This window comes from Bradyrhizobium lablabi (assembly GCF_001440475.1).
Lineage (GTDB): Bacteria > Pseudomonadota > Alphaproteobacteria > Rhizobiales > Xanthobacteraceae > Bradyrhizobium > Bradyrhizobium lablabi.
Genome location: NZ_LLYB01000109.1, coordinates 1 through 18,855 on the forward strand (window position 1 = coordinate 1; position 18,855 = coordinate 18,855).

The 18,855-nt window shown below is 63.4% G+C and carries 19 protein-coding genes and 1 pseudogene; 10 read left to right on the forward strand and 10 right to left on the reverse strand.

The annotated features are described in order from the left end of the window. Positions 1-234: 234 nt before the first annotated feature. Complete coding sequence (locus tag CQ14_RS31315; RefSeq protein ID WP_057861663.1) at positions 235-1,239, forward strand: hypothetical protein; 1,005 nt, start codon at positions 235-237, stop codon at positions 1,237-1,239. Positions 1,240-1,284: 45 nt separating this feature from the next. On the opposite strand, the gene CQ14_RS31320 is transcribed toward CQ14_RS31315, so the two are convergent. Together CQ14_RS31320 and cysK are read right to left on the reverse strand one after the other, a co-directional pair. Beyond that, positions 1,285-1,524, reverse strand: a complete 240-nt coding sequence (locus CQ14_RS31320; RefSeq protein ID WP_057861664.1) for a BrnA antitoxin family protein — start codon at positions 1,522-1,524, stop codon at positions 1,285-1,287. A 2-nt stretch (positions 1,525-1,526) separates the two neighbouring features. After that, positions 1,527-2,504: a cysteine synthase A gene (cysK, locus tag CQ14_RS31325; protein ID WP_057861665.1), complete on the reverse strand. Its 978-nt coding sequence runs from the start codon at positions 2,502-2,504 to the stop codon at positions 1,527-1,529. A gap of 233 nt (positions 2,505-2,737) precedes the next feature. Between cysK and CQ14_RS31330 the strand changes: the two genes are divergently transcribed. Next, on the forward strand, positions 2,738-2,953 hold the full coding sequence (locus CQ14_RS31330) for a hypothetical protein (RefSeq protein ID WP_057861666.1): 216 nt from the start codon (positions 2,738-2,740) through the stop codon (positions 2,951-2,953). 72 nt (positions 2,954-3,025) lie between these two features. Here CQ14_RS31330 and CQ14_RS42730 read toward each other — a convergent pair. Continuing rightward, positions 3,026-3,515, reverse strand: a pseudogene (locus CQ14_RS42730) (Ada metal-binding domain-containing protein). Between the two features lie 55 nt (positions 3,516-3,570). On the opposite strand from CQ14_RS42730, the gene CQ14_RS31340 reads away from it, so the two are divergent. Then, entirely contained in the window at positions 3,571-4,800 is a 1,230-nt protein-coding gene (locus tag CQ14_RS31340) for an MFS transporter (RefSeq protein ID WP_057861668.1), read from the forward strand. On the opposite strand, the gene tgt is transcribed toward CQ14_RS31340, so the two are convergent. Continuing rightward, a complete protein-coding gene (tgt, locus tag CQ14_RS31345; protein ID WP_057861669.1) occupies positions 4,797-5,930 on the reverse strand; it encodes a tRNA guanosine(34) transglycosylase Tgt in 1,134 nt (377 codons plus the stop codon). The two genes, CQ14_RS31340 and tgt, sit on opposite strands and share 4 nt — an antisense overlap. A gap of 196 nt (positions 5,931-6,126) precedes the next feature. Between tgt and CQ14_RS31350 the strand changes: the two genes are divergently transcribed. The 4 genes from CQ14_RS31350 (at position 6,127) to CQ14_RS31365 (ending at position 10,334) form a co-directional block, all read left to right on the forward strand. Then, positions 6,127-7,305 carry a patatin-like phospholipase family protein gene (locus CQ14_RS31350; RefSeq protein ID WP_057861670.1) on the forward strand — a complete coding sequence of 393 codons (1,179 nt, stop codon included), beginning with the start codon at positions 6,127-6,129 and terminating at the stop codon, positions 7,303-7,305. Positions 7,306-7,441: 136 nt separating this feature from the next. Further along, on the forward strand, positions 7,442-8,182 hold the full coding sequence (locus CQ14_RS31355) for a TetR/AcrR family transcriptional regulator (RefSeq protein WP_057861767.1): 741 nt from the start codon (positions 7,442-7,444) through the stop codon (positions 8,180-8,182). A gap of 353 nt (positions 8,183-8,535) precedes the next feature. Beyond that, positions 8,536-9,063, forward strand: a complete 528-nt coding sequence (locus CQ14_RS31360) for a PepSY domain-containing protein (protein ID WP_245320656.1) — start codon at positions 8,536-8,538, stop codon at positions 9,061-9,063. Positions 9,064-9,308: 245 nt separating this feature from the next. Beyond that, on the forward strand, positions 9,309-10,334 hold the full coding sequence (locus tag CQ14_RS31365; protein WP_057861672.1) for an aspartate-semialdehyde dehydrogenase: 1,026 nt from the start codon (positions 9,309-9,311) through the stop codon (positions 10,332-10,334). Positions 10,335-10,563: 229 nt separating this feature from the next. Here CQ14_RS31365 and CQ14_RS31370 read toward each other — a convergent pair whose 3' ends face one another. From CQ14_RS31370 to coaD, 6 genes are all read right to left on the reverse strand, one after another. After that, entirely contained in the window at positions 10,564-11,865 is a 1,302-nt protein-coding gene (locus CQ14_RS31370) for a PQQ-dependent sugar dehydrogenase (protein WP_057861673.1), read from the reverse strand. A 295-nt stretch (positions 11,866-12,160) separates the two neighbouring features. After that, complete coding sequence (gene queA / locus CQ14_RS31375; RefSeq protein ID WP_057861768.1) at positions 12,161-13,237, reverse strand: tRNA preQ1(34) S-adenosylmethionine ribosyltransferase-isomerase QueA; 1,077 nt, start codon at positions 13,235-13,237, stop codon at positions 12,161-12,163. 89 nt (positions 13,238-13,326) lie between these two features. Then, the gene (locus tag CQ14_RS31380; RefSeq protein ID WP_057861674.1) at positions 13,327-13,791 is read right to left on the reverse strand and encodes a peptidylprolyl isomerase; all 465 of its coding nucleotides are present in this window, start codon (positions 13,789-13,791) and stop codon (positions 13,327-13,329) included. Further along, positions 13,767-14,207, reverse strand: a complete 441-nt coding sequence (locus CQ14_RS42735; protein WP_082650120.1) for a hypothetical protein — start codon at positions 14,205-14,207, stop codon at positions 13,767-13,769. Before CQ14_RS42735 ends, CQ14_RS31380 begins: the two co-directional genes overlap by 25 nt. Positions 14,208-14,211: 4 nt before the next feature. Further along, positions 14,212-14,754, reverse strand: a complete 543-nt coding sequence (locus CQ14_RS31385) for a peptidylprolyl isomerase (protein WP_057861675.1) — start codon at positions 14,752-14,754, stop codon at positions 14,212-14,214. 52 nt (positions 14,755-14,806) lie between these two features. Next, entirely contained in the window at positions 14,807-15,304 is a 498-nt protein-coding gene (gene coaD / locus CQ14_RS31390) for a pantetheine-phosphate adenylyltransferase (RefSeq protein WP_057861676.1), read from the reverse strand. Between the two features lie 278 nt (positions 15,305-15,582). Between coaD and CQ14_RS31395 the strand changes: the two genes are divergently transcribed. The 3 genes from CQ14_RS31395 (at position 15,583) to CQ14_RS31405 (ending at position 18,837) form a co-directional block, all read left to right on the forward strand. After that, positions 15,583-15,840 carry a hypothetical protein gene (locus CQ14_RS31395; protein WP_057861769.1) on the forward strand — a complete coding sequence of 86 codons (258 nt, stop codon included), beginning with the start codon at positions 15,583-15,585 and terminating at the stop codon, positions 15,838-15,840. A gap of 199 nt (positions 15,841-16,039) precedes the next feature. Then, positions 16,040-16,657, forward strand: coding sequence for a 2-hydroxychromene-2-carboxylate isomerase (locus CQ14_RS31400; RefSeq protein WP_199805658.1), 618 nt, complete (start codon positions 16,040-16,042; stop codon positions 16,655-16,657). A 272-nt stretch (positions 16,658-16,929) separates the two neighbouring features. Continuing rightward, on the forward strand, positions 16,930-18,837 hold the full coding sequence (locus CQ14_RS31405; RefSeq protein ID WP_057861678.1) for a potassium transporter Kup: 1,908 nt from the start codon (positions 16,930-16,932) through the stop codon (positions 18,835-18,837). Positions 18,838-18,855 lie beyond the last annotated feature (18 nt).

Consider the following 18,855-nt stretch of genomic DNA (forward strand, 5'->3'; position numbering starts at 1 on the left):
CCCCCAGCAGCGGTACCGCCCAGGCCCAGCCTCAGCCGCAGCAGGCCCCGCCGCAGCGCCAGTACAGCGCCCCTGCCCCCGGCCCCGATCCGGCTGGTGCCGGCCGCTTCATCGGCGGCGTCGTCGGCGGCATGCTGCGCTAACAGCGAACAGATCGACAAAAAGGCCCGGGATGATCCCGGGCCTTTTATTTTGCGCTTCGCCAGCGCGTGCAATCACATCGGTAAGAGTCGAATGGCAACCATAAGCACCCTGATTTTGACGCCGGACGATACGGCTGCGGGATGCCTCGCTGCGTCCGGAATGGCCGACCGTGTGATCGGATTTTCGTACAGGCTCGTCACCGGGCCGGTCCCGGCCGTTTCGGAACCCGAGGCTTTCTTTGCGGAGCGGGCGAGGCTTGGCGGCACCGAGATCCAACGTTGGGACACAGACGGCCCGGACCGGCTCTGCGATGAATGGCGCGACAGGATCCGCGTCATGAGCGACTTCGACCGCGTCGAGATTTGGGCCGACCATGATCCCAATTCTCAACTTCAACTTGTCCAACTGCTGGATTGGCTCAGCGCCTATCCGAGCCTCATTCCGAAGTTGTTGCTAAGAAATCCTGATTTTTTGATCCGCAGCCAAATACCGGAAAGCATCCCGGCACTTCGACCGCGGGCGGAGAAGATCTCCGCCATCCAGTTGCAGACCGCGAAGCTCGCGTTGCAGGCGTTTCAACATCCTAGCCCCGAGGCGTGGTTCGCCCTGCTGCGCGAGGATCTCCAGGCCCTGCCTTATCTGCAGCCCACCGTCAGTCAGTTGTTGGAAGAATTGCCGGCTACCAATACGGCGCTCACGGCTGCAGAAACGAAACTGCTCGAAATCGTCTCAACCGGGCCTATCGCGCCGATGCGCGCCATCGCCGGGTATCGCGGCGACAATCCCGTCAGCGTTCTCGATTACTGGGAACTCGGGACGAGGCTCCACGGGCTCGCCCGTTGCGAAACACCCGCAATTTTGGGCCTCGACGAGGATGGTCCATTCAACCTGGCCCTGCACGACGATTGCGAGCGCTTCGAGCGCTATAAAAGGAGCAGGCTATCCTTGTCGGAACTCGGACGAACGCTGTTGAAGCAACAGGCGGATTTTGCCCAGCACTGCACGATCGATCGGTGGTGGGGAGGCACGAGATTGACCAACGATCGGCTTTGGCGTTGGGACAATGCCAATCGCGTTCTGGTTCCTTCCGCTTGAACCGCAAACAGTCGTGGCGGACGGGCAAGTGCAGACAGTGGCGTTCTACTTGCCCGCAGCCTTTCGCAGCGCCTCGTTGATACGGTCCTGCCAGCCCGGACCGCCCTCCTGAAACCACTCCAGCACTTCCTGGTCGATCCGCAGCGTGACCTGCTCGCGCACGCCGGGAATGGCGGCTTGCTTGGGAGGCGCCTCCGCCACCTTGGTCGTAGACCGCTTGAACGCGGCCTCGGCTTCGGTGCGTGCATCGTTCAGGGTTCTCGGCCGTCGCGGCTGGTCCGCCATCGCTATATTCCTTCAAACAGCGCGGTCGACAAATACCGCTCGGAGAACGACGGCACCACCGCGAGAATGGTCTTGCCGGCGCTCTCGGGACGCTTGCCGATCGCAAGCGCCGCTGCGATTGCGGCCCCGGAGGAGATGCCGCCGGAAATGCCTTCCATGCGCGCCAGCGCGCGCGACATCTCGATCGCCGCCGGGCCGTTGACCCTGACGATCTCGTCGATCACGGAGCGATCCAGAATGTCCGGAATGAAGCCGGCGCCAATGCCCTGGATCTTGTGCGGCGTATGCTGCCCACCGCCGAGTACCGGACTTTCCTCCGGCTCGACCGCGACGATCCGCAAGCTCGGCTTGCGAGGCTTGAGCACCTGTCCGACGCCGGTGATGGTGCCGCCGGTGCCGACGCCGGCGACGAAGAAATCGATATTGCCGCCGGTGTCGTTCCAGATCTCTTCCGCCGTGGTGCGGCGATGGATTTCGGGATTGGCGAGGTTCTTGAACTGTTGCGGCATTACCGCGTTGGGCGTCGTCCGCACCAGTTCCTCCGCGGTTGCGATCGAGCCCTTCATGCCTTGCGCGGCCGGCGTCAGGATGATTTCGGCGCCGAGGAACGCCAGCATCTTGCGCCGCTCGATCGACATCGATTCCGGCATCACCAGTTTCAACCGATAGCCGCGCGAAGCCGCGACAAAGGCGAGCGCGATGCCAGTATTGCCCGAGGTCGGTTCGATCAGCACGGTGTCGGCATTGATCACGCCGGCCTTTTCCATTGCGATCACCATCGCCGCGCCAATGCGGTCTTTGACACTTGCGGCAGGATTGAAATATTCGAGCTTGGCCAGGATGGTTGCGCTAACACCGTGCGCCTCCGGCAGTTTGCGCAGGCGGACGATCGGCGTGTCGCCGATCGCATCGACGATGGAGTCGTAGACCTTTCCCCGCCCCGGACGTTGCACTGCACTCGTGGCTGACGACGCATCCATCTCAACACTCCCATGGCGATTATGTGCGGGAAATTAGCGGCTCCCTACTTAGGAGGCGGTCGCGTCCACGCGCAAGATGGAATTGCGGACACGGAACATTCGCTGCAACGCAAAATGCAATTGTCGCTAAATATCGCGAAATCAACGCATTTGTGTTGCGACAACGTCAAAGATTTCTGCTTATACTTTCGTCGTGAGCTGAGCCAGAGGTTCAGATCGCTAGGAGGGTCACGATGCGAGCAATCGCTGAAATCCTGTCGACCGTAACCTACAGGCCGGATCCGCGCGGATCCGATCTGCCCACGTGCCCGGTGTGTGCCGACACCATGGTGGCGGCGGAAGCTTCCGCCTACCTCACTGACAACGTGATCAGCTACCTCTGGACCTGTGACACCTGCGGTTACGGCTTCGTGACCAAGCATTCAGCGAAGAGGTTCGCCTGCAACTAACCTCAAGCTCTATCTTGGAGCAATGTCACCGCGCGCCCAACCGGCGCGCGTTTGTTTTTGGTCCTGAATTTTCTAACCATTGTGCGGCCCCCGCCGAATTTCGGTTGGCGGACGCCTGTACACTTCCTCAAAGACGGCATTGAAGCGGCGCAGGCTGCGGAAGCCCGCCAGCAACGCAATCTCGATCATCGGCAATTTCGTATCATCCAGGAGTCGCTTCGCCCGTTGCACGCGCGCCGTCCTGGCAATCTGACCGGGGCTGGCCCCGAGATGCTTGTCGAATAATCGGGATAGATGGTGCCGTCTCTGGCCGGCAACGCAAGCACGGCCGAAATCCAGCGCGCTCCGCCGCCGCTGCCGACGGATAAAAGGACACGTTTTCCGCTCTTGCGGGGCGAACCGGGCAGACCGGACGACAGTAGATGCGCGTTGTCCTGACACCTGAGAAGAACCGACCGTCAAATCGTCGATCGCGGCTGACGCGCGCCCGCTCGCAGGTTGCCACGTCCAGGTTGCCAACGCTGGTCCTTGCCGACGATCGAGTCCGAATGCAGCGAGCCATCGCACACTCCCAATGCTACCTCGTGCCCATCTTAGTTTTCAGGAAAACAGAAACAATGGTTGCCGCAGGCCGGTTCTTTGGATGGTCAGTCGCCTGGTCGGCGTTCGCAATCGCCGTGTTTGCCTGGGGCATCGGGTTCTACGGCCCCTCCGTGTTTCTTCAATCGCTGCACCAAACGCGGGGTTGGCCTATCTCGCAAATTTCGATAGCCATCACCGCCCACTTCTTGCTCAGTGCAATCGCCATTGCCTGCTTGCCCGAGATACATCGCCGGCTTGGTATCGCCAAAACGACGTTCCTTGGCGCAGTCCTCACGGCGGCCGGCCTGATCTTGTGGTCCAACGCGCGCGAAGCGTGGCAGTTGTTCGCCGCGGCAATCCCAAGCGGGGCTGGCTGGGCCATGACGAGCGGCGCTGCGCTGAATGCGATCGTGGCGAGATGGTTCGATCGTGACCGGCCGGTCGCGATAGCGCTTGCGTTCAATGGCGCGAGCGTCGGCGGCGTGCTGTTCGTGCCGATGTGGATCTGGTTGATACGATCGATCGGATTTCCATCCGCCGCGCTCTTCGTTGGCGGCTGCATGGTTGCCTTGGTCGCATGCCTCTGCATCAGGTTCCTGGTCAAGTCTCCCGAAGAGATGGGGCTGGCGCCAGACGGCGACGCTTCGCATCAGACGAGCGCGAAGCCGAAGCCGAGACGGACCCGCATCGAGATCATCAGGACCTCGCGTTTCATTACGATCTCGGCGGCTTTCTCGCTCGGTCTCTTCGCGCAGATCGGCCTGCTGGCCCACCTCGTGGCCCGCCTTACACCGGAGATCGGAATTGAGCATGCCGGGTTTCTTGTCAGCCTGGCAACGGTATGTGCCGTCATTGGCCGGACCGCGACCGGCAAGTGGATGGGCGGGTATGATCGCCGGTTCGCCGCCGCCGCCAATTTTGCCGTGCAGATCGGCGGTGTCCTATTGTTGATCTTCGATAGCGGACCGGTGGGTCTCACGCTTGGATGCGTTCTCTTCGGTCTCGGAATCGGCAATCTGACCTCACTCCCGCCATTGATCGTGCAAAAGGAATTCGAGCGCGAGGATGTCGCCACCGCGGTGGCGCTGATTGTTGCGATCAACCAAGGGGTATTTGCATTCGCACCTGCCATCATCGGTGCGATGCGTGATACGACAGCGGATTATCAGGTGCCGTTCGCGCTCATTGCCATGATCCAGCTTCTGGCAGCCTTCATTATCCTGCTAGGCCGGAGTTCCACGCGTTCTCCGGCGACTTCACCCTAGCGCGGCGGTATATCGCCCTTCGCCCATCCGGCGCGCGTGCGTTCGCGGAAGCTGGCAAAAGCCCCCTGTGAAATCGCCTCGCGCATGCCCCGCATCAGATGCTGGTAATAGGCCACATTGATCTCCGACAGCAGCATCGCGCCAAGCGTCTCTCCCGACCTGACCAGATGATGGAGATAGGCGCGTGAGATATTGCGCGTCGACGGCCATTCGCTTTCTTCGTCGAGCGGCCGCGGATCGTCGGCATGGCGCGCATTGCGCAGATTGATCTGGCCGAAGCGCGTGAACGCCATGCCGTGCCGCCCGTTCCGCGTCGGCATCACGCAATCGAACATGTCGATGCCGCGCGCCACCGCTTCCAGCAAATCCTCCGGCGTGCCGACGCCCATCAGATAGCGCGGGCGATCGACAGGAAGCGCCGGCGCGGTCTCTTCGATCATCGCCAACATCACCGCCTGCGGCTCGCCAACGGCAAGCCCACCGATCGCGTAGCCGTGAAAGCCGATCTCGACCAGTTCACGTGCGCTTGTGTGGCGCATCTCGGGAATGTCGCCGCCCTGCACGATGCCGAACAGCATGTAGCCGTCAGGCGCCGTCTCGAACGCGCGCTTGCTGCGTTCCGCCCAGCGCAGCGACAGCCGCATTGCCCGCTCGATATCGTCGCGCCCAGCCGGCAGCCGCACGCACTCATCCATCTGCATGGCGATGTCAGCGCCGAGCAGCCGCTGAACTTCGATCGAACGCTCCGGCGACAGCTCGACCTTGGCGCCGTCGATATGCGAGCGGAAGGTCACGGCCTTCTCGCTGACCTTGCGCAGGTCGGACAGCGACATCACCTGGAAGCCGCCGGAGTCAGTCAGCATCGGACCGTTCCAGCCGGTGAAGGTCTGCAGGCCGCCTAACACCGCGATCCGTTCGGCGCCCGGCCGCAGCATCAAATGATAGGTATTGCCGAGCACGATATCGGCGCCGGCGTCGCGTACCTCGCGCCAGTGCATGCCCTTCATCGCGCCGGCGGTGCCGACCGGCATGAAAGCCGGCGTCTGCACCACGCCGTGCGGCGTGGTCAGGCGGCCGGTGCGGGCGGCGCCATTGGTGGCGAGCAACTCGAAATGATTGGGAAGACTCATGGCGCTGCTTATTGCGTGCCGGGAACGGCCAATCAACCGCCCAAATGCGCGCCACGGGGTGCCCGTGCCGCACGCCGGACACATTTGAGCGGCGTTCCCGCTTGTTAAACAAAACGATACCGTATAGTTTTATGAAGAGGCGCCACGGGCGATGAGGCTGACGGCGGCCAGTAGCGTGTACGGTGACTGACGACGAATGCCCTCCCTCTTTTTCCTGACTGGATCAATCCTCTCCGACAGCCGGATCAGGAGGACAGGCTCACGCCTGCTCGGGTCGGCTGTCCTGCTGTGCAGCCTCGCGCTGGCGGCCTGCACGTCGCTGCCGCGAACGCCCTACAGCGCGGCAGATGCCTCCAGCTCCCGCGTGCTCGATATCGACGGCCTGCGGCGCTACGCCGACGAGCCCGTCACGAAATTCCGTTTCGAGAAAGACGACCGCTCCTCGACCAAAACCTATCTGGCGCTCTCCGGCGGCGGCGCTGATGGCGCCTATGGCGTGGGCGTGTTGAACGGCTGGACCGCGGCCGGCAACCGCCCGACCTTCTCGGTGGTCTCGGGCGTCAGCACCGGCGGCCTGATCGCGCCGTTTGCGTTTCTCGGATCGCAATATGACGACACGCTGCGGGAGGTCTACACCAGCGGCATCGCGGAGAGCCTGCTCGATGATCCCAGCATCATCCGCGTGCTGTTCGGATCCGGCCTGTTCGGCAACAAGCGGCTGCGCGAGCTGGTGGCCCGCTATGTCGGGCCGGAGATCCTGGCGGCCGTCGCCCGCGAAAACGCCAGGGGCCGAAAACTGCTCGTGGTGACGACCGATCTCGACACCCAACGCACGGTCGTCTGGGACATGGGAAAAATCGCCGCCGTCGGCTCGCCCGAGGCGCTGCATTTGTTTCGTGACGTGATGGCGGCCTCCGCCAGCATTCCGCTGGTCTTCCCGCCGATCCTGATCGAAGCCGAGGGCCAGGGCCGGCGCTTTCAGGAGATGCATGTCGACGGCGGCGTGACCGCTCCGGTCCTGACGCTGCCCGATGCCCTGCTCTTCCAGGGACGCCTGCCCGGCAACAGCCGGATGAACATCTACATCCTCGTCAACAAGAAGCTCGAACGAACCTTTGAACTCGTGTCCAACAGCACGCTCGACGTCGCCTCGCGCAGCCTGTCGTCGATCACCCAGTCCCAGACCCGCTCGTTGATCTTCTCGACCTACGAATTCGCCCAGCGCAATCGGTGGGGCTTTCACCTGTCCTATATCGAGCGCGACTATCCCGCGTCGCCCAAAGAGGGCTTCGACACCGCCTATATGCGCGCCCTTTACCAGCATGGCTATGAGAAGGCCGCGTCGGGCCACGCCTGGACCTCGACGCTTCCATGAGCCCAGAAGGAGCGGAACGACGACCCGCCTTACCCGTTGACGATATGGCCAATTCGGCCAGATTCGCGATGACGGCCCTCTTGCTGCGCGTTATAGAGCAATGACGACTATTATGATCGCGCAGGAATCATTGGGCATGGGATTGACTGCGACCAAGGCCAGACCGGCGAAACGGGACGTCCCGAAGTCGCGCGGCGGCCGGCCGACAAAAAGCGCCGCCATCGAGCGCGATCAGCGGCTGATCGAAGTTGCTACCCGTCTTTTTCTGGACCGGGGCTACGATGCGACCTCGCTTGATGCGGTTGCTGAAGCAGCCCGGGTCAGCAAGCCCACCGTCTATGCGCGCTACGGCGACAAGCGCGGGCTGTTTGCGGAGGTGTTGAGGCGCGAAATTGCGCGCTGGCTTGCGCCGCTTGCTGAAGCTGCCGAGATGCAGCTCACGCGTTCCTCGGACATCTCGGTCGAGCAGCGCCTGATAGAGGTTGGGCGCGAGATGCTGTCGTTCACCTGCGGCCCCGATGCCGTCGCGTTCAGCCGCATGATGACGTCACAGGCCATCAACTTTCCCGACATTGCCAAACTCGGCAAGGAGGAAGGCTGGATGAAGGCTGTCACCACGACTGCGCGCTTCTTTGATCGTCTGGTCGCGCAAGGCGCCATGGACGTCGAGGATACCGGCATCGCGGCTGAGGTCTTTCTCGATGTGGTCGTCGGCCACACCCACCGGATGGCGACGTTCGGAACGCCGCTCGAGATGAAGTCCGCCGAAAAACGGATGCGGCTGGCGATCAGGCTGTTCCTGGCCGGTGCGCTCGGACCACCGAGCCGCGTCCAGTCCGTTCCCAAGGGAACCACTCGGCGACGTCCCGCCCGCTGACAATTCCGTGAGAACGGAGTTTCGCATGCGGTACGGGCTGGATGTACCCTTGACCAAACAAAACGATACGGTATGGTTTTGTTACAAGTGGAGCGTGCGGGTTCCCGCTTACCAGTCCCGGCGGGGGCTCGCGCGCTTCGATCGCCGCAAACGGCGGTCCCGCCCGTTTGCGACGTTCCGCGGCCGACCCATATGCCTCCAGAGGGTCGGCCGCGTTTCTTCGAGACGATCCAGCCCGCCGGCAGAGACAGGCTCAAGCACGGAGACTTGCAAACATGCGTGTGCCGCGATGTTGGAGACCATTGCTTGCAGTCGCCCTGCTGGCGATCATCCTCCCTGCCCCGATCTATGCCATGGCGTCGTCGGCCGACGAGCCGACCTCGCTCCGCAATGAGGCCGAAGATAGCGCCGCGTTCGACCAGCGGGCGATCAACCGCGAGCTCGAGCTTTTCCGCGGGTCGGCAGTCTCGCTGAGCCAGGCGATGGCTATCGCCGAAGCCCTGCATGCCGGTGCGACCACCGCCGATGTCAGCTTCGACGGCGCACCGGATTCACCGGTCTACCGGGTCAAGACCCTTCACAACGACCGCATCTGGCACCACGCCGTCGACGCTGCGACCGGCAAGATCGTCGGCGGCGAAGCCGCCCTGCCCCTGAAGGAGTTCGATGCGAACGACCGCAGCAACCTCGTTGCACTCAAGACGGTTCGGCACGGCCTGGCGGATGCCGTTCGGGTGGCCGAGCATGCGGCGTCGGGCAAGGCCATCAGCGGCGGCCTGATCCGCGAGCGCGGCCGGCTGAATTTCGCGATCGTCGTCATGAGCGGCAACGACCTGAAGGCGGTGGTCCTCGAACCTCCCGGCGCCGCAAGGCGGCGATGAGGGCGTTGTCTGCCCCCGAACTCCGGATCAGGCTAAAAGCCGTTGACGGCCGCCCAAAGCTGCCGCATAAGTCCGCGCCATGACGATCTCGACCAAAGCGACCGCGAAAACCAAAGCACCCTCCGGGGGCTGGGGAGCCGTGCGCGCGTAGTCGAACGACCGCATCATCCAAACCGCAGCCCCGCCTGAAAAGGACCGGGGCTTTTTTATTGCCCGCAACATACGCAAATCAGGAGGATAGACCCGTGAGCCACGAACCCGTTGTAGCCATTGCCGGCGTGACCGGCGCAGTCGGCGCCGAATTCATCGCCACCATGGACCGGCGCGGCTTTCCCGTCCGCAAGCTCAAGGCGCTGGCCAGCGCACGCTCGGCCGGCAAGACCATCGATTTCCGCGGCGAGAGGATCGTGATCGAGGAGCTCACCGAGAAGTCGTTCGAAGGCGTCGACATCGCGCTGTTCTCGGCGGGCGGCGGCACCTCGCGGAAGTTCTCGCCCGCGGCAGTGAAGGCCGGTGCCGTCGTGATCGACAACTCCTCGGCCTTCCGCATGGACCCGAACGTGCCGCTGGTGATCCCCGAGATCAACGCAGGCCGCATCCGCGAGCACAAGGGCATCATCTCCGTTCCGAACTGTTCGGCGATCACGGCGCTAGTGCCGCTGTGGCCGATCCACAAGGCCAACCGCATCAAGCGTGTCATCCTGTCGACCTATCAGGCGGCGAGCGGTGGTGGCGCCGCCGTGATGCAGGAGCTGGTGGAATCGACCCGCGCCTATCTCGACGGCCGGCCGTTCGCACCGAAGGCGATCCAGCACCCCTACGCCTTCAACCTGTTCAGCCACAACACGGCAATCGATCCCGAGACCGGCTACAACGACGAAGAGACCAAGGTCATCAAGGAGACGCGCAAGATCTTCGAGGACGACAAGATCGCCATCGGCGTCACCTGCGTCCGCGTGCCGGTGCTGCGCGCCCATTGCGAAGCGATCACCTTCGAATGCGAGAACCCGATCACGGAAGCCGACGTGCGCGCGATCCTGTCGAAGGCGCCGGGAGTAAAGATCGTCGACGATCGCGCGAAGAATTATTTTCCAATGCCGATCGATGCGTCCGGACAGGATGACGTTCTGGTCGGCCGCATCCGCAAGGATCTCAGCGACTCCAGCGGCCACTCGATCTCGATGTTCGTCTCGGCCGACCAGCTGCTGAAGGGCGCGGCGTTGAACGCGATCCAGATCGCGGAATTGCTGCCGCAGCGCGCGATGGTGTGAAGGTGAAGGTGCCGTAGGGTTGGCAAAGGCGCGCTTGCGCCGTGCCCACCATTGGCCCCGCATGGCCAGTCAAGACGGTGGGCACGCTTCGCTTTGCCCACCCTACGCCCCTCTGCCTGACCTCATCCTGAGGAGCCGCGCAGCGGCGTCTCGAAGGATGAATGGCACCNCGGGCCTCGTGGTTCGAGACGACGCTAACGCGCCTCCTCACCATGAGGGTCGAACGGCGCTACGCGCCCGTCACGCGCCAGATGACGTTGCCGACGTCGTCGGCCACCAGCAGCGAACCGTCGGGGCCGAGCGTGACGCCGACCGGCCGCCCGTAGGAGACCTTCTCATCGGGGGCGAGGAAGCCCGTCAGGATGTCGCGCGCCGGGCCGGAGGGGCGGCCGTTCTCGAACGGCACGAACACGACGGCATAGCCGCTCAGCGTGCTGCGATTCCAGGAGCCGTGCTGGCCGATCACCATGCCGTCGGGGAAGCCCGGCAGCGTGCCTGCCGGCATCCAGCACAGGCCCAGCGACGCCGTATGCCCGCCGAGCGCATAGTCCGGTTGAATCGCTTTCGCGACCATGGCCGGATCCTGCGGCACGCGGTCGTCCACCGTCTGGCCCCAGTAGCAATACGGCCAGCCATAGAAGCCGCCGTCGCGCACTGACGTCAGATAGTCCGGCGGCGTCTCGTCGCCGAGGCCGTCGCGCTCGTTGACGACGGTCCAGAGCACGCTTGTGCCGGGCTCCCAGGCAAGGCCCACGGCATTGCGCAGGCCGCCGGCGAAGATGCGGCTCGTGCCTTTAGCCAGATCGAGTTCATAGATCGCGGCGCGGCCTTCTTCGACCTCCATGCCCATCTCGGCGATGTTGCTGAGCGAGCCGACGCCGGCATAGAGCTTTTTGCCGTCCGCGCTCGGCAACAGGCTCCGCGTCCAGTGACCGCCGGGCTTGAACGTGACGAGCTTCTTTCCCTCGGCGGTGATGCGCTCCGCGCCGGCGACATACGGGAAAGCCACCACGCCGTCGGTGTTGCCGACGTAAAAAGTGTCGCCGACGAGCGCCATGCCGAACGGCTGGCTCAGCCCTTCCATGAAGATCCCGCGGCCCTCCGCAACACCGTCGCCATCGCGATCGCGCAGCAGCGTGATGCGGTCGGCGCTGACGCCGAGCGCCGCGGCACGCCGCATCGTCGCCTGCATCGCATAGTGAAACACGCTCCTGGGCGGTCCCGCAATCTGAGTCGCCTCGGCAATGAGGACGTCGCCATTGGGCAGCACGTTGATCCAGCGTGGATGGTCGAGATCGGTCGCAAACGCGTTGACCTTCAGCCCGGGCGCGGCGGTCGGCTTCTGCCCGGCGCTCCAGCCCTGTGCCGTCGGCATCTTCAGCGTCGGGATCGCGCCTTGCGGCTTCGCCTCCGGGATCGCCGGCTTATTGCCCCAGGCCGGCGCTGGCGCAGATCCCTGCAGACGGCGCCATTGCAGCGCGACGGCACCGATCAGCGCGACGAACCGCGCAAAAATACCCGACATGTCCATGAAATTCTCCAGATGATCGCGCGCACCCTATCCGACGCCAGGAAGCGTTGGAACCTCGTCATCGGCGCGCAAACTCGCCGGCACCTATGCGTTTTCGCGTGAAAACAACGCTGGTCGCCGGACGGCCGCGGCGCCGACATGTAGCCAGAGACGGTAGTACTACGAGCTTGGCGAAATCAGCCGAATCGCAGAAACACAATCTTGGCGCTTCTTTGTCAGAGCGCTTCCTCCCTGAACCTTATGCCCGCCCAATTGGCGGGCCTCTTTTTCAAAGCGAGGACGCCCCCGGCCTGGCTCAATCGCGCGCGCGAAACAACAGGCAGGCGTCGCCATAGGAATAGAACCGGTAGCCGGCGGCGATCGCATGCGCGTAAGCCCGTTTCATGGTGTCGAGACCGGAGAACGCCGACACCAGCATGAACAGCGTCGAGCGCGGCAAATGGAAATTGGTCATGAGGATATCGACCGCGCGAAAGCGATAGCCCGGCGTGATGAAGATCGAGGTCTCGCCGTCGAACGCCTGAACGGTGCCGTCTTCGCGCGCGGCGCTCTCGAGCAGCCGCAGCGAGGTGGTACCGACCGCGATGATGCGCCCGCCTTTGGCGCGCGCGGCGTTCAACGCCGCGGCGGTATCGGCCGAAATCGAACCCCATTCGGCATGCATCCTGTGCTCGGAGGTCTCCTCCACCTTGACCGGCAGGAAGGTCCCTGCCCCGACATGCAAGGTCAGCCGGTGCAGCTCGACGCCGCGGCCGCGTAGCGCAGCCTCCAGCTCAGGCGTGAAGTGCAGTCCCGCGGTTGGGGCAGCGACCGCGCCCTCGTTCGCCGCGAACATGGTCTGATAGTCGGCGGCATCGCGATCGTCGGGCGTGCGCTTGGAGGCGATATAGGGCGGCAGCGGCGGCGTGCCGAGATCGGCAATGGCCTGATCGAGCGTAGGGCCATGGAACGAGAACGACAGCGTGATCTCGCCCTCTTCGCCCTTGGCCTCGACCTCGGCGTCGAGATGGCCGAGCAGGCAGACCTTGCCCTCATTGCCGAAGCGGACGATGTCGCCCGGCGCGAGCTTTTTCGCCGGCTTCACCAGCGCGCGCCAGCGCGAGCCGTCGAGCCGCTTGATCAGCGTCGCCTCGATCTTCGGCTCGGTCTCGCGGCCGATGCGGCGGCCCTTGAGCTGGGCCGAGATCACCTTGGTGTCGTTGACGACGAGCTGATCGCCCGGCTGCAGCCACTGCGGCAGCTCGGCGACAGTGCGGTCGTGCATGATGCCGTCGGACTGCACGACCAGCATGCGTGCGGCATCGCGCGGGCTGGCGGGCCGCAGCGCGATGCTGGTCGGGGGAAGTTCGAAGTCGAAGAGATCGGTGCGCATGTTCAAGTCGTCATTGCCGGACTTGATCCGGCAATCCATCTTCTTCGTAAGATGGATACCCGGGTCAAGCCCGGGTATGACGAATTACATTAAGCCGCGTCCAGCGCCATCCGCGCCTTGACGATCTTGTCCGGGTTCTGCACCGGCTCGCCGCGCTTGATCTTGTCGACGTTCTCCATGCCCGAGGTGACCTTGCCCCAGACCGTGTACTGGCCGTTGAGGAAGGAGGCATCGTCGAAGCAGATGAAGAACTGGCTGTCGCCGGAATCCGGGTTGGCGGCGCGGGCCATCGAGACGGTGCCGCGCACATGCGGTTCCTTGTTGAACTCGGCCTTCAGCTTGTTGCCGGAACCGCCGGTGCCGGTGCCGTGCGGGCAGCCGGTCTGCGCCATGAAGCCCTCGATCACGCGATGGAACACGATGCCGTCGTAAAATCCGTCGCGCACCAGTTTTTGGATCTGGGCGACGTGGCCAGGCGCGAGATCGGGACGCATCTCGATGGTGACGGGGCCCTGGGTGGTTTCAAGGATCAAAGTATTTTCTGTATCAGCCATGCTCTTTTCTCTTCTGGTTTGGGTGGACGTTTGCGGGTTCTGAAAGTGACCGCCAAAGGCCGGCCGGCGACCGCACCGCCCAGTCCCTCGGTAAATGGCAACGGCGTACAGCGTTGCAATGTTTCCATGACAGCAATCCGATACGCTAGTCGGTCATTATCGCTGGCGTTTCCGGATTCATAGGTAATCCTTGGTTGACCGAAAATGGCGCCTTCGCGGTTGAAACTGACGATAACGGTAATGTCCATCGGGTTGGCGCGCGAATAAGGCGGCGGCTGCCAGCACGAATACAGTTTGGCGAAGACGTCCTTGAGGGTATCGAGTTGCTGTGGCTGGGCCGAGGCGTCAGCCGCCGACGCCAGCCACACCAGACCAGCGGCCAACCACAGCGATGGCTTGCTGCGCGGCCGTCTCATGACCTCACTTGATGTCGGATGCGACTTGCACCTTCACCATCTTGTCTGGATCGGCGACCGGCTCGCCGCGCTTGATCTTGTCGACCACATCCATGCCGGCCACGACTTCACCGATCACGGTGTACTTGCCGTTCAGCGATGAGCCTTCGGCGAACATGATGAAGAACTGCGAATTCGCCGAGTTGGGATCGCTGGTGCGCGCCATGCCGACAATGCCGCGCTTGTACGGCACGTTGGAGAATTCGGCCGGCAGGTTCGGATATTTCGAGCCGCCGGTGCCGTTGAAATTCTTGCCGTCGCCGGTCTGCGCCATGAATCCCTCGATCACGCGATGGAACGGCACGTTGTTGTAATAGCCCTCGCGCGCGAGCAGCTTGATGCGCTCGGCATGCTGGGGCGCGAGATCGTTCCGCAGCTTGATCACGATGCGGCCCTTGGTGGTGTCGATCACGATCGCATTCGCCTTGTCGAGATTGGCGGGCAGCGGCTGCGCGATCGCGGGAGCCACACACAAGAGCGCAGCGACGAATGCGAGAATTCGGATCATGAGAACTCCGGATAAAATAAAGAGGTCGGGTAGAGGAGCGCCGACGGGACGGCTAGCTGGCGAATTTGGCCTTGAGCTTGGCCACGACCGAAGGCGGCACGAAAGCGGAGAAATCCCCACCCATCTGGGCGATTTGGCGCACCAGTGTGGCAGTGATCGGGCGGACGGCGGCCGAAGCCGGAACGAATACCGTATGCACGTCGGGCGCCATGGCCTCGTTCATGCCGGCCAGCTGCATCTCATAGTCGAGATCCGTACCGTCGCGCAGGCCGCGAATCATGATGGTTGCACCCGTTGCCTGCGCCGCCGTAACGGTGAGATTGTCGTAGGTCGTGCAGTCGAAGGCGCAGCCGACCTTCTGGGCAATGGGCGCACAGACCGCCTGAAGCATCTCCAGACGCTCCTCGGTCGAAAACAGCGACTTTTTGCCGTGATGGATCGCCACGGCGACGATCAGGCGGTCGCAGAGGGTCACGGCGTGCCTGACGACGTCCAGATGGCCGTTGGTGACGGGGTCGAAAGAGCCAGGGTAAAGAGCGATACGGGGCATGGGACCCTCCTACCCCGCCCCGGGCGGCCCGGCAAGCCGGACCCGGTTCCACCGGGGTCCGGCTTTTTATTTCAGATCGGCCAATGAACCAGTCCCGGGCGCCGGGCGTCTTCCTGGGCGGGCCGGAATTGTTTCGTCCGCCACTGGCCGACGAAACAAAACTCGGTCGGGACGAAACCATTTTCGGACTTGGCGAAGACGGCCGGAAACTTGCGCTGGCTACAAGTCCACCCAACGAAACGACGACGGGCCGCGAAGGCCCACGACAGGGGACCGTCATGATCAAGGCTTTTTCCGTAGTCGCTGCTGCCGCGTTCATCGCTGCCGCGCTGACCGTCCTGCCCGGCTTTGCCCCGCAGGTCGAAGCCAGCGTGCCGCAGGCGCTGGCCAAGGGCGACCGCCTGCCGGTCCGGACCGTCGGCAAGGATTGCTCGCAGCAGGCCTGGCCGAATTTCGAGGCCTCCTGCCTCCGCACTGCCGGCTCCAACGCCGATGTTCGTGAAGCCCGCCTGGTGACCGCCGACCGCACCCCGTAACGGCAAGATCTGGTTCCGCCCCCCTCCAAGGAACCGCAGTGATGGCGAGCAGGGATCCCCCCTCCCTGCTCGCCATTTGCGTTCTGAGCGCCGTTTCTCGCGGTCCCGTCCGTCCCGGATTATGCTCCGACTATCCTTCGACGAATATCGAAGCATCGTCGGATGCGGCACACGTAACATCGTGGCGATGACCGCGCCGATGGATATCTACTACGACTTCAGATCGCCCTACGCCTATTTGGCCTGGTGGCGAGTTCGTCGAGAGCAGGCATTTTCATCATGGAAATGGCGGTGGAAGCCGGTTTCGATTGATGTCCTGCTCAACTTGCACGCTGGACGCGAACCACTGGCACCGTACGTCGATCCGCTGCCGCCCCCGAAGCGGAAGCACTTCCTGGCTGACATCAGGCGATCGGCGAACTTCTTCGGCGCACCATTGTCACCACCGCATCAACCTCGTCCCGATCCCGCGCCGGCCTTGTGCATCGCACTTCGGCTCGCGCAAGGCGGCATTGCCCACGACCGGTTTATTGACATGGCCTTCGAGGCGATGTGGCAGCATCGCAGCGACATCGGCACCCGCGAGGTCCTGGCGAAATGCCTGACATCCGCCGCGCTCGAGGAGACGGTGATTGAGTCTGCTGTCTCGCCAAAGGCCCGAAGCGAGTTGGTTACGCAATCCATGCAGGCGTACGAAGCCGGTATCTTCGGCGTGCCGAGTTTCGTGGCACGCGGCGAGATTTTCTTTGGGGCCGACCGTTTGGACATGCTGGCATGGCGACTGGATCCGACCAACCGAACGGCTAAGACGCTTTAGAATTTAGTTGATTCCCCTCCTGCGCGTGATCGTGCCGGAAGATCGGGGCGCGCGGTTGTCTGCCGCTTCTGGCTTGGCGACGCACCTCCGTACCGCCGGCTCCACGACTATGGTGAAGGAAGCGCGCCTGGTTACCGCTAATCGCACCCCATGACGTCAACTGATTCCCGACAATCGGAACCCCATGGCAATTTGCGACGTCTCGTCGCATGCTGGCGTTGATCGCGCCCTTCGGATGATCCGGCGGGCACGATGCCAATGGAGGCGCGCCAGTGACCAGTACGCCAGTTGCAGCCTCCGGTCATTCCAGCCCCCTCCCCACAGCAGCCACGATCGGTGCCCTTGGTGTCGTCTATGGCGACATCGGCACCAGCCCGCTCTATGCCCTGAAGGAAGCCGCCAAGGCCGCGACCCATGGCGGACCGCTGACGAATGACGCCGTGCTCGGCGTCGTGTCACTGATCTTGTGGGCACTGATCCTGATCATCTCGATCAAATACGCGCTCCTCATCCTGCGTGCCGACAACCGCGGGGAAGGCGGCATCGTCGCACTGCTTGCGCTGCTTCACGCTCGCAACGCGCAAGCCGGAACATGGCGCGCGAAGCTTCTGGTGGTCGGTCTCGTCGGTGCCGCCCTGCTCTATGGTGACGGCGCGATTACGCCGGCCATCTCGGTGCTCAGCGCCATCGAAGGACTGAAGGCCGACGCGCCGTCGCTTGCGCCCGCCGTCGTGCCGCTCACGGTTGTGATCCTGATCGGGCTGTTCGTCATGCAGAGGCAGGGCACCCAATTTATCGGACGGGCATTCGGCCCTGTCATGGTCGGCTGGTTCGCGGTGCTGGCCGCGCTCGGTATCCATGGCATCGTCATGGCGCCCGGCGTGCTCGCCGCAATCAGCCCGCTCTATGCCTTCGATTTCCTGATCCACCATAACTTCCACGTCAGCTTCGCCATTATCGGCGCAGCATTTCTGGCCGTCACCGGTGGCGAGGCGATGTATGCCGACATGGGACATTTCGGGCGATTTCCGATCCGGCTGGCCTGGTTCGCGGTGGCGTTGCCCGCGCTGATGCTGAACTATTTTGGACAGGGGGCGCTGCTGATCACCGATCCGAGCGCGCTCGACAATCCGTTCTACCAGCTCGCGCCCGATTGGGTGCACTACCCGCTCGTCGCCTTCGCAACACTCGCGACCGTGATCGCATCGCAGGCGATCATCTCTGGCGTGTTCTCGCTGACGCAGCAATCGATCCAGCTAGGCTTCCTGCCGCGGATGCATATCACGCACACGACCAGCGACGCGATCGGCCAGATCTACGTGCCGCTGGTGAACTGGCTGCTTGCCGCTGCTACCTTGGGCGCCGTGTTGCACTTCGGCTCCTCGGAAGCCCTCGCCGGCGCCTACGGCATCGCCGTATCGCTATTGATGGCAATCACCACACTGCTTGCGGCGCTGGTAGCGATCCAGTGGGGCTATTCGCCGTTCATCGTCATCGCGGTCAACGGATTCTTTTTCGCCATCGACTGCATTTTCTTCTCGGCCAATTCGGTCAAACTGTTCGAGGGCGGCTGGTTTCCGCTGCTGCTCGCAGCCGTCATCGCCTTCGTGATGTTGACCTGGCGCAGCGGCGTCAAGCTGGTGGAGCGGGCACGCGGAAACCTCCGCCAGCCGGAAGAGGATCTGATCGAGACCGCGGTTAATCGTTGCCACGCGCGACTCGCCGGCACCGCCGTGTTCCTGGCCTCCGCGCCCAAGGGCGTGCCGCTGACGTTGACGCAGTTCGTCAAGCACAACCACGTGCTGCACCAGCGCGTGCTGCTGGTCACCGTGCTGATCGAGGAATCGCCGCGCATCCCGGATGAGGATCGCGCCGAGATCGTCGAGATCGTCCCGGGCATCACCCGCGTCATCCTGCATTACGGCTTCATGCAGTACCCGACAATCCATGAGGGCCTGACGCTGGCCTGCCGGCAGGGCAAGCTGCCCGGGATTGATCTCACCAACATCACCTATTTCATCGGCCGCGAGACCATCATCCCGCGCGAGGATGTACCGGGCATGTGGGTCTGGCGCGAAGCGTTGTTTGCCTTCCTGCAACGCAACGCCGAACGCACCGCCGCGTTCTTCGACGTGCCGGCGAAGCAGGTCGTTGAGTTCGGGACTGAGCTCGAGATCTAGCTAGCACCCTCGCGCCAG

Coding starts and splice junctions, on each gene's coding strand:
- CQ14_RS31315 (WP_057861663.1), top strand. CDS start 235: ATGGCAACCATAAGCACCCTGATTTTGACGCCGGACGATACGGCTGCG.
- CQ14_RS31320 (WP_057861664.1), bottom strand. CDS start 1,524: ATGGCGGACCAGCCGCGACGGCCGAGAACCCTGAACGATGCACGCACC.
- cysK (WP_057861665.1), bottom strand. CDS start 2,504: ATGGATGCGTCGTCAGCCACGAGTGCAGTGCAACGTCCGGGGCGGGGA.
- CQ14_RS31330 (WP_057861666.1), top strand. CDS start 2,738: ATGCGAGCAATCGCTGAAATCCTGTCGACCGTAACCTACAGGCCGGAT.
- CQ14_RS31340 (WP_057861668.1), top strand. CDS start 3,571: ATGGTTGCCGCAGGCCGGTTCTTTGGATGGTCAGTCGCCTGGTCGGCG.
- tgt (WP_057861669.1), bottom strand. CDS start 5,930: ATGAGTCTTCCCAATCATTTCGAGTTGCTCGCCACCAATGGCGCCGCC.
- CQ14_RS31350 (WP_057861670.1), top strand. CDS start 6,127: ATGCCCTCCCTCTTTTTCCTGACTGGATCAATCCTCTCCGACAGCCGG.
- CQ14_RS31355 (WP_057861767.1), top strand. CDS start 7,442: ATGGGATTGACTGCGACCAAGGCCAGACCGGCGAAACGGGACGTCCCG.
- CQ14_RS31360 (WP_245320656.1), top strand. CDS start 8,536: ATGGCGTCGTCGGCCGACGAGCCGACCTCGCTCCGCAATGAGGCCGAA.
- CQ14_RS31370 (WP_057861673.1), bottom strand. CDS start 11,865: ATGGACATGTCGGGTATTTTTGCGCGGTTCGTCGCGCTGATCGGTGCC.
- queA (WP_057861768.1), bottom strand. CDS start 13,237: ATGCGCACCGATCTCTTCGACTTCGAACTTCCCCCGACCAGCATCGCG.
- CQ14_RS31380 (WP_057861674.1), bottom strand. CDS start 13,791: ATGGCTGATACAGAAAATACTTTGATCCTTGAAACCACCCAGGGCCCC.
- CQ14_RS42735 (WP_082650120.1), bottom strand. CDS start 14,207: ATGAGACGGCCGCGCAGCAAGCCATCGCTGTGGTTGGCCGCTGGTCTG.
- CQ14_RS31385 (WP_057861675.1), bottom strand. CDS start 14,754: ATGATCCGAATTCTCGCATTCGTCGCTGCGCTCTTGTGTGTGGCTCCC.
- coaD (WP_057861676.1), bottom strand. CDS start 15,304: ATGCCCCGTATCGCTCTTTACCCTGGCTCTTTCGACCCCGTCACCAAC.
- CQ14_RS31395 (WP_057861769.1), top strand. CDS start 15,583: ATGATCAAGGCTTTTTCCGTAGTCGCTGCTGCCGCGTTCATCGCTGCC.
- CQ14_RS31400 (WP_199805658.1), top strand. CDS start 16,040: ATGGATATCTACTACGACTTCAGATCGCCCTACGCCTATTTGGCCTGG.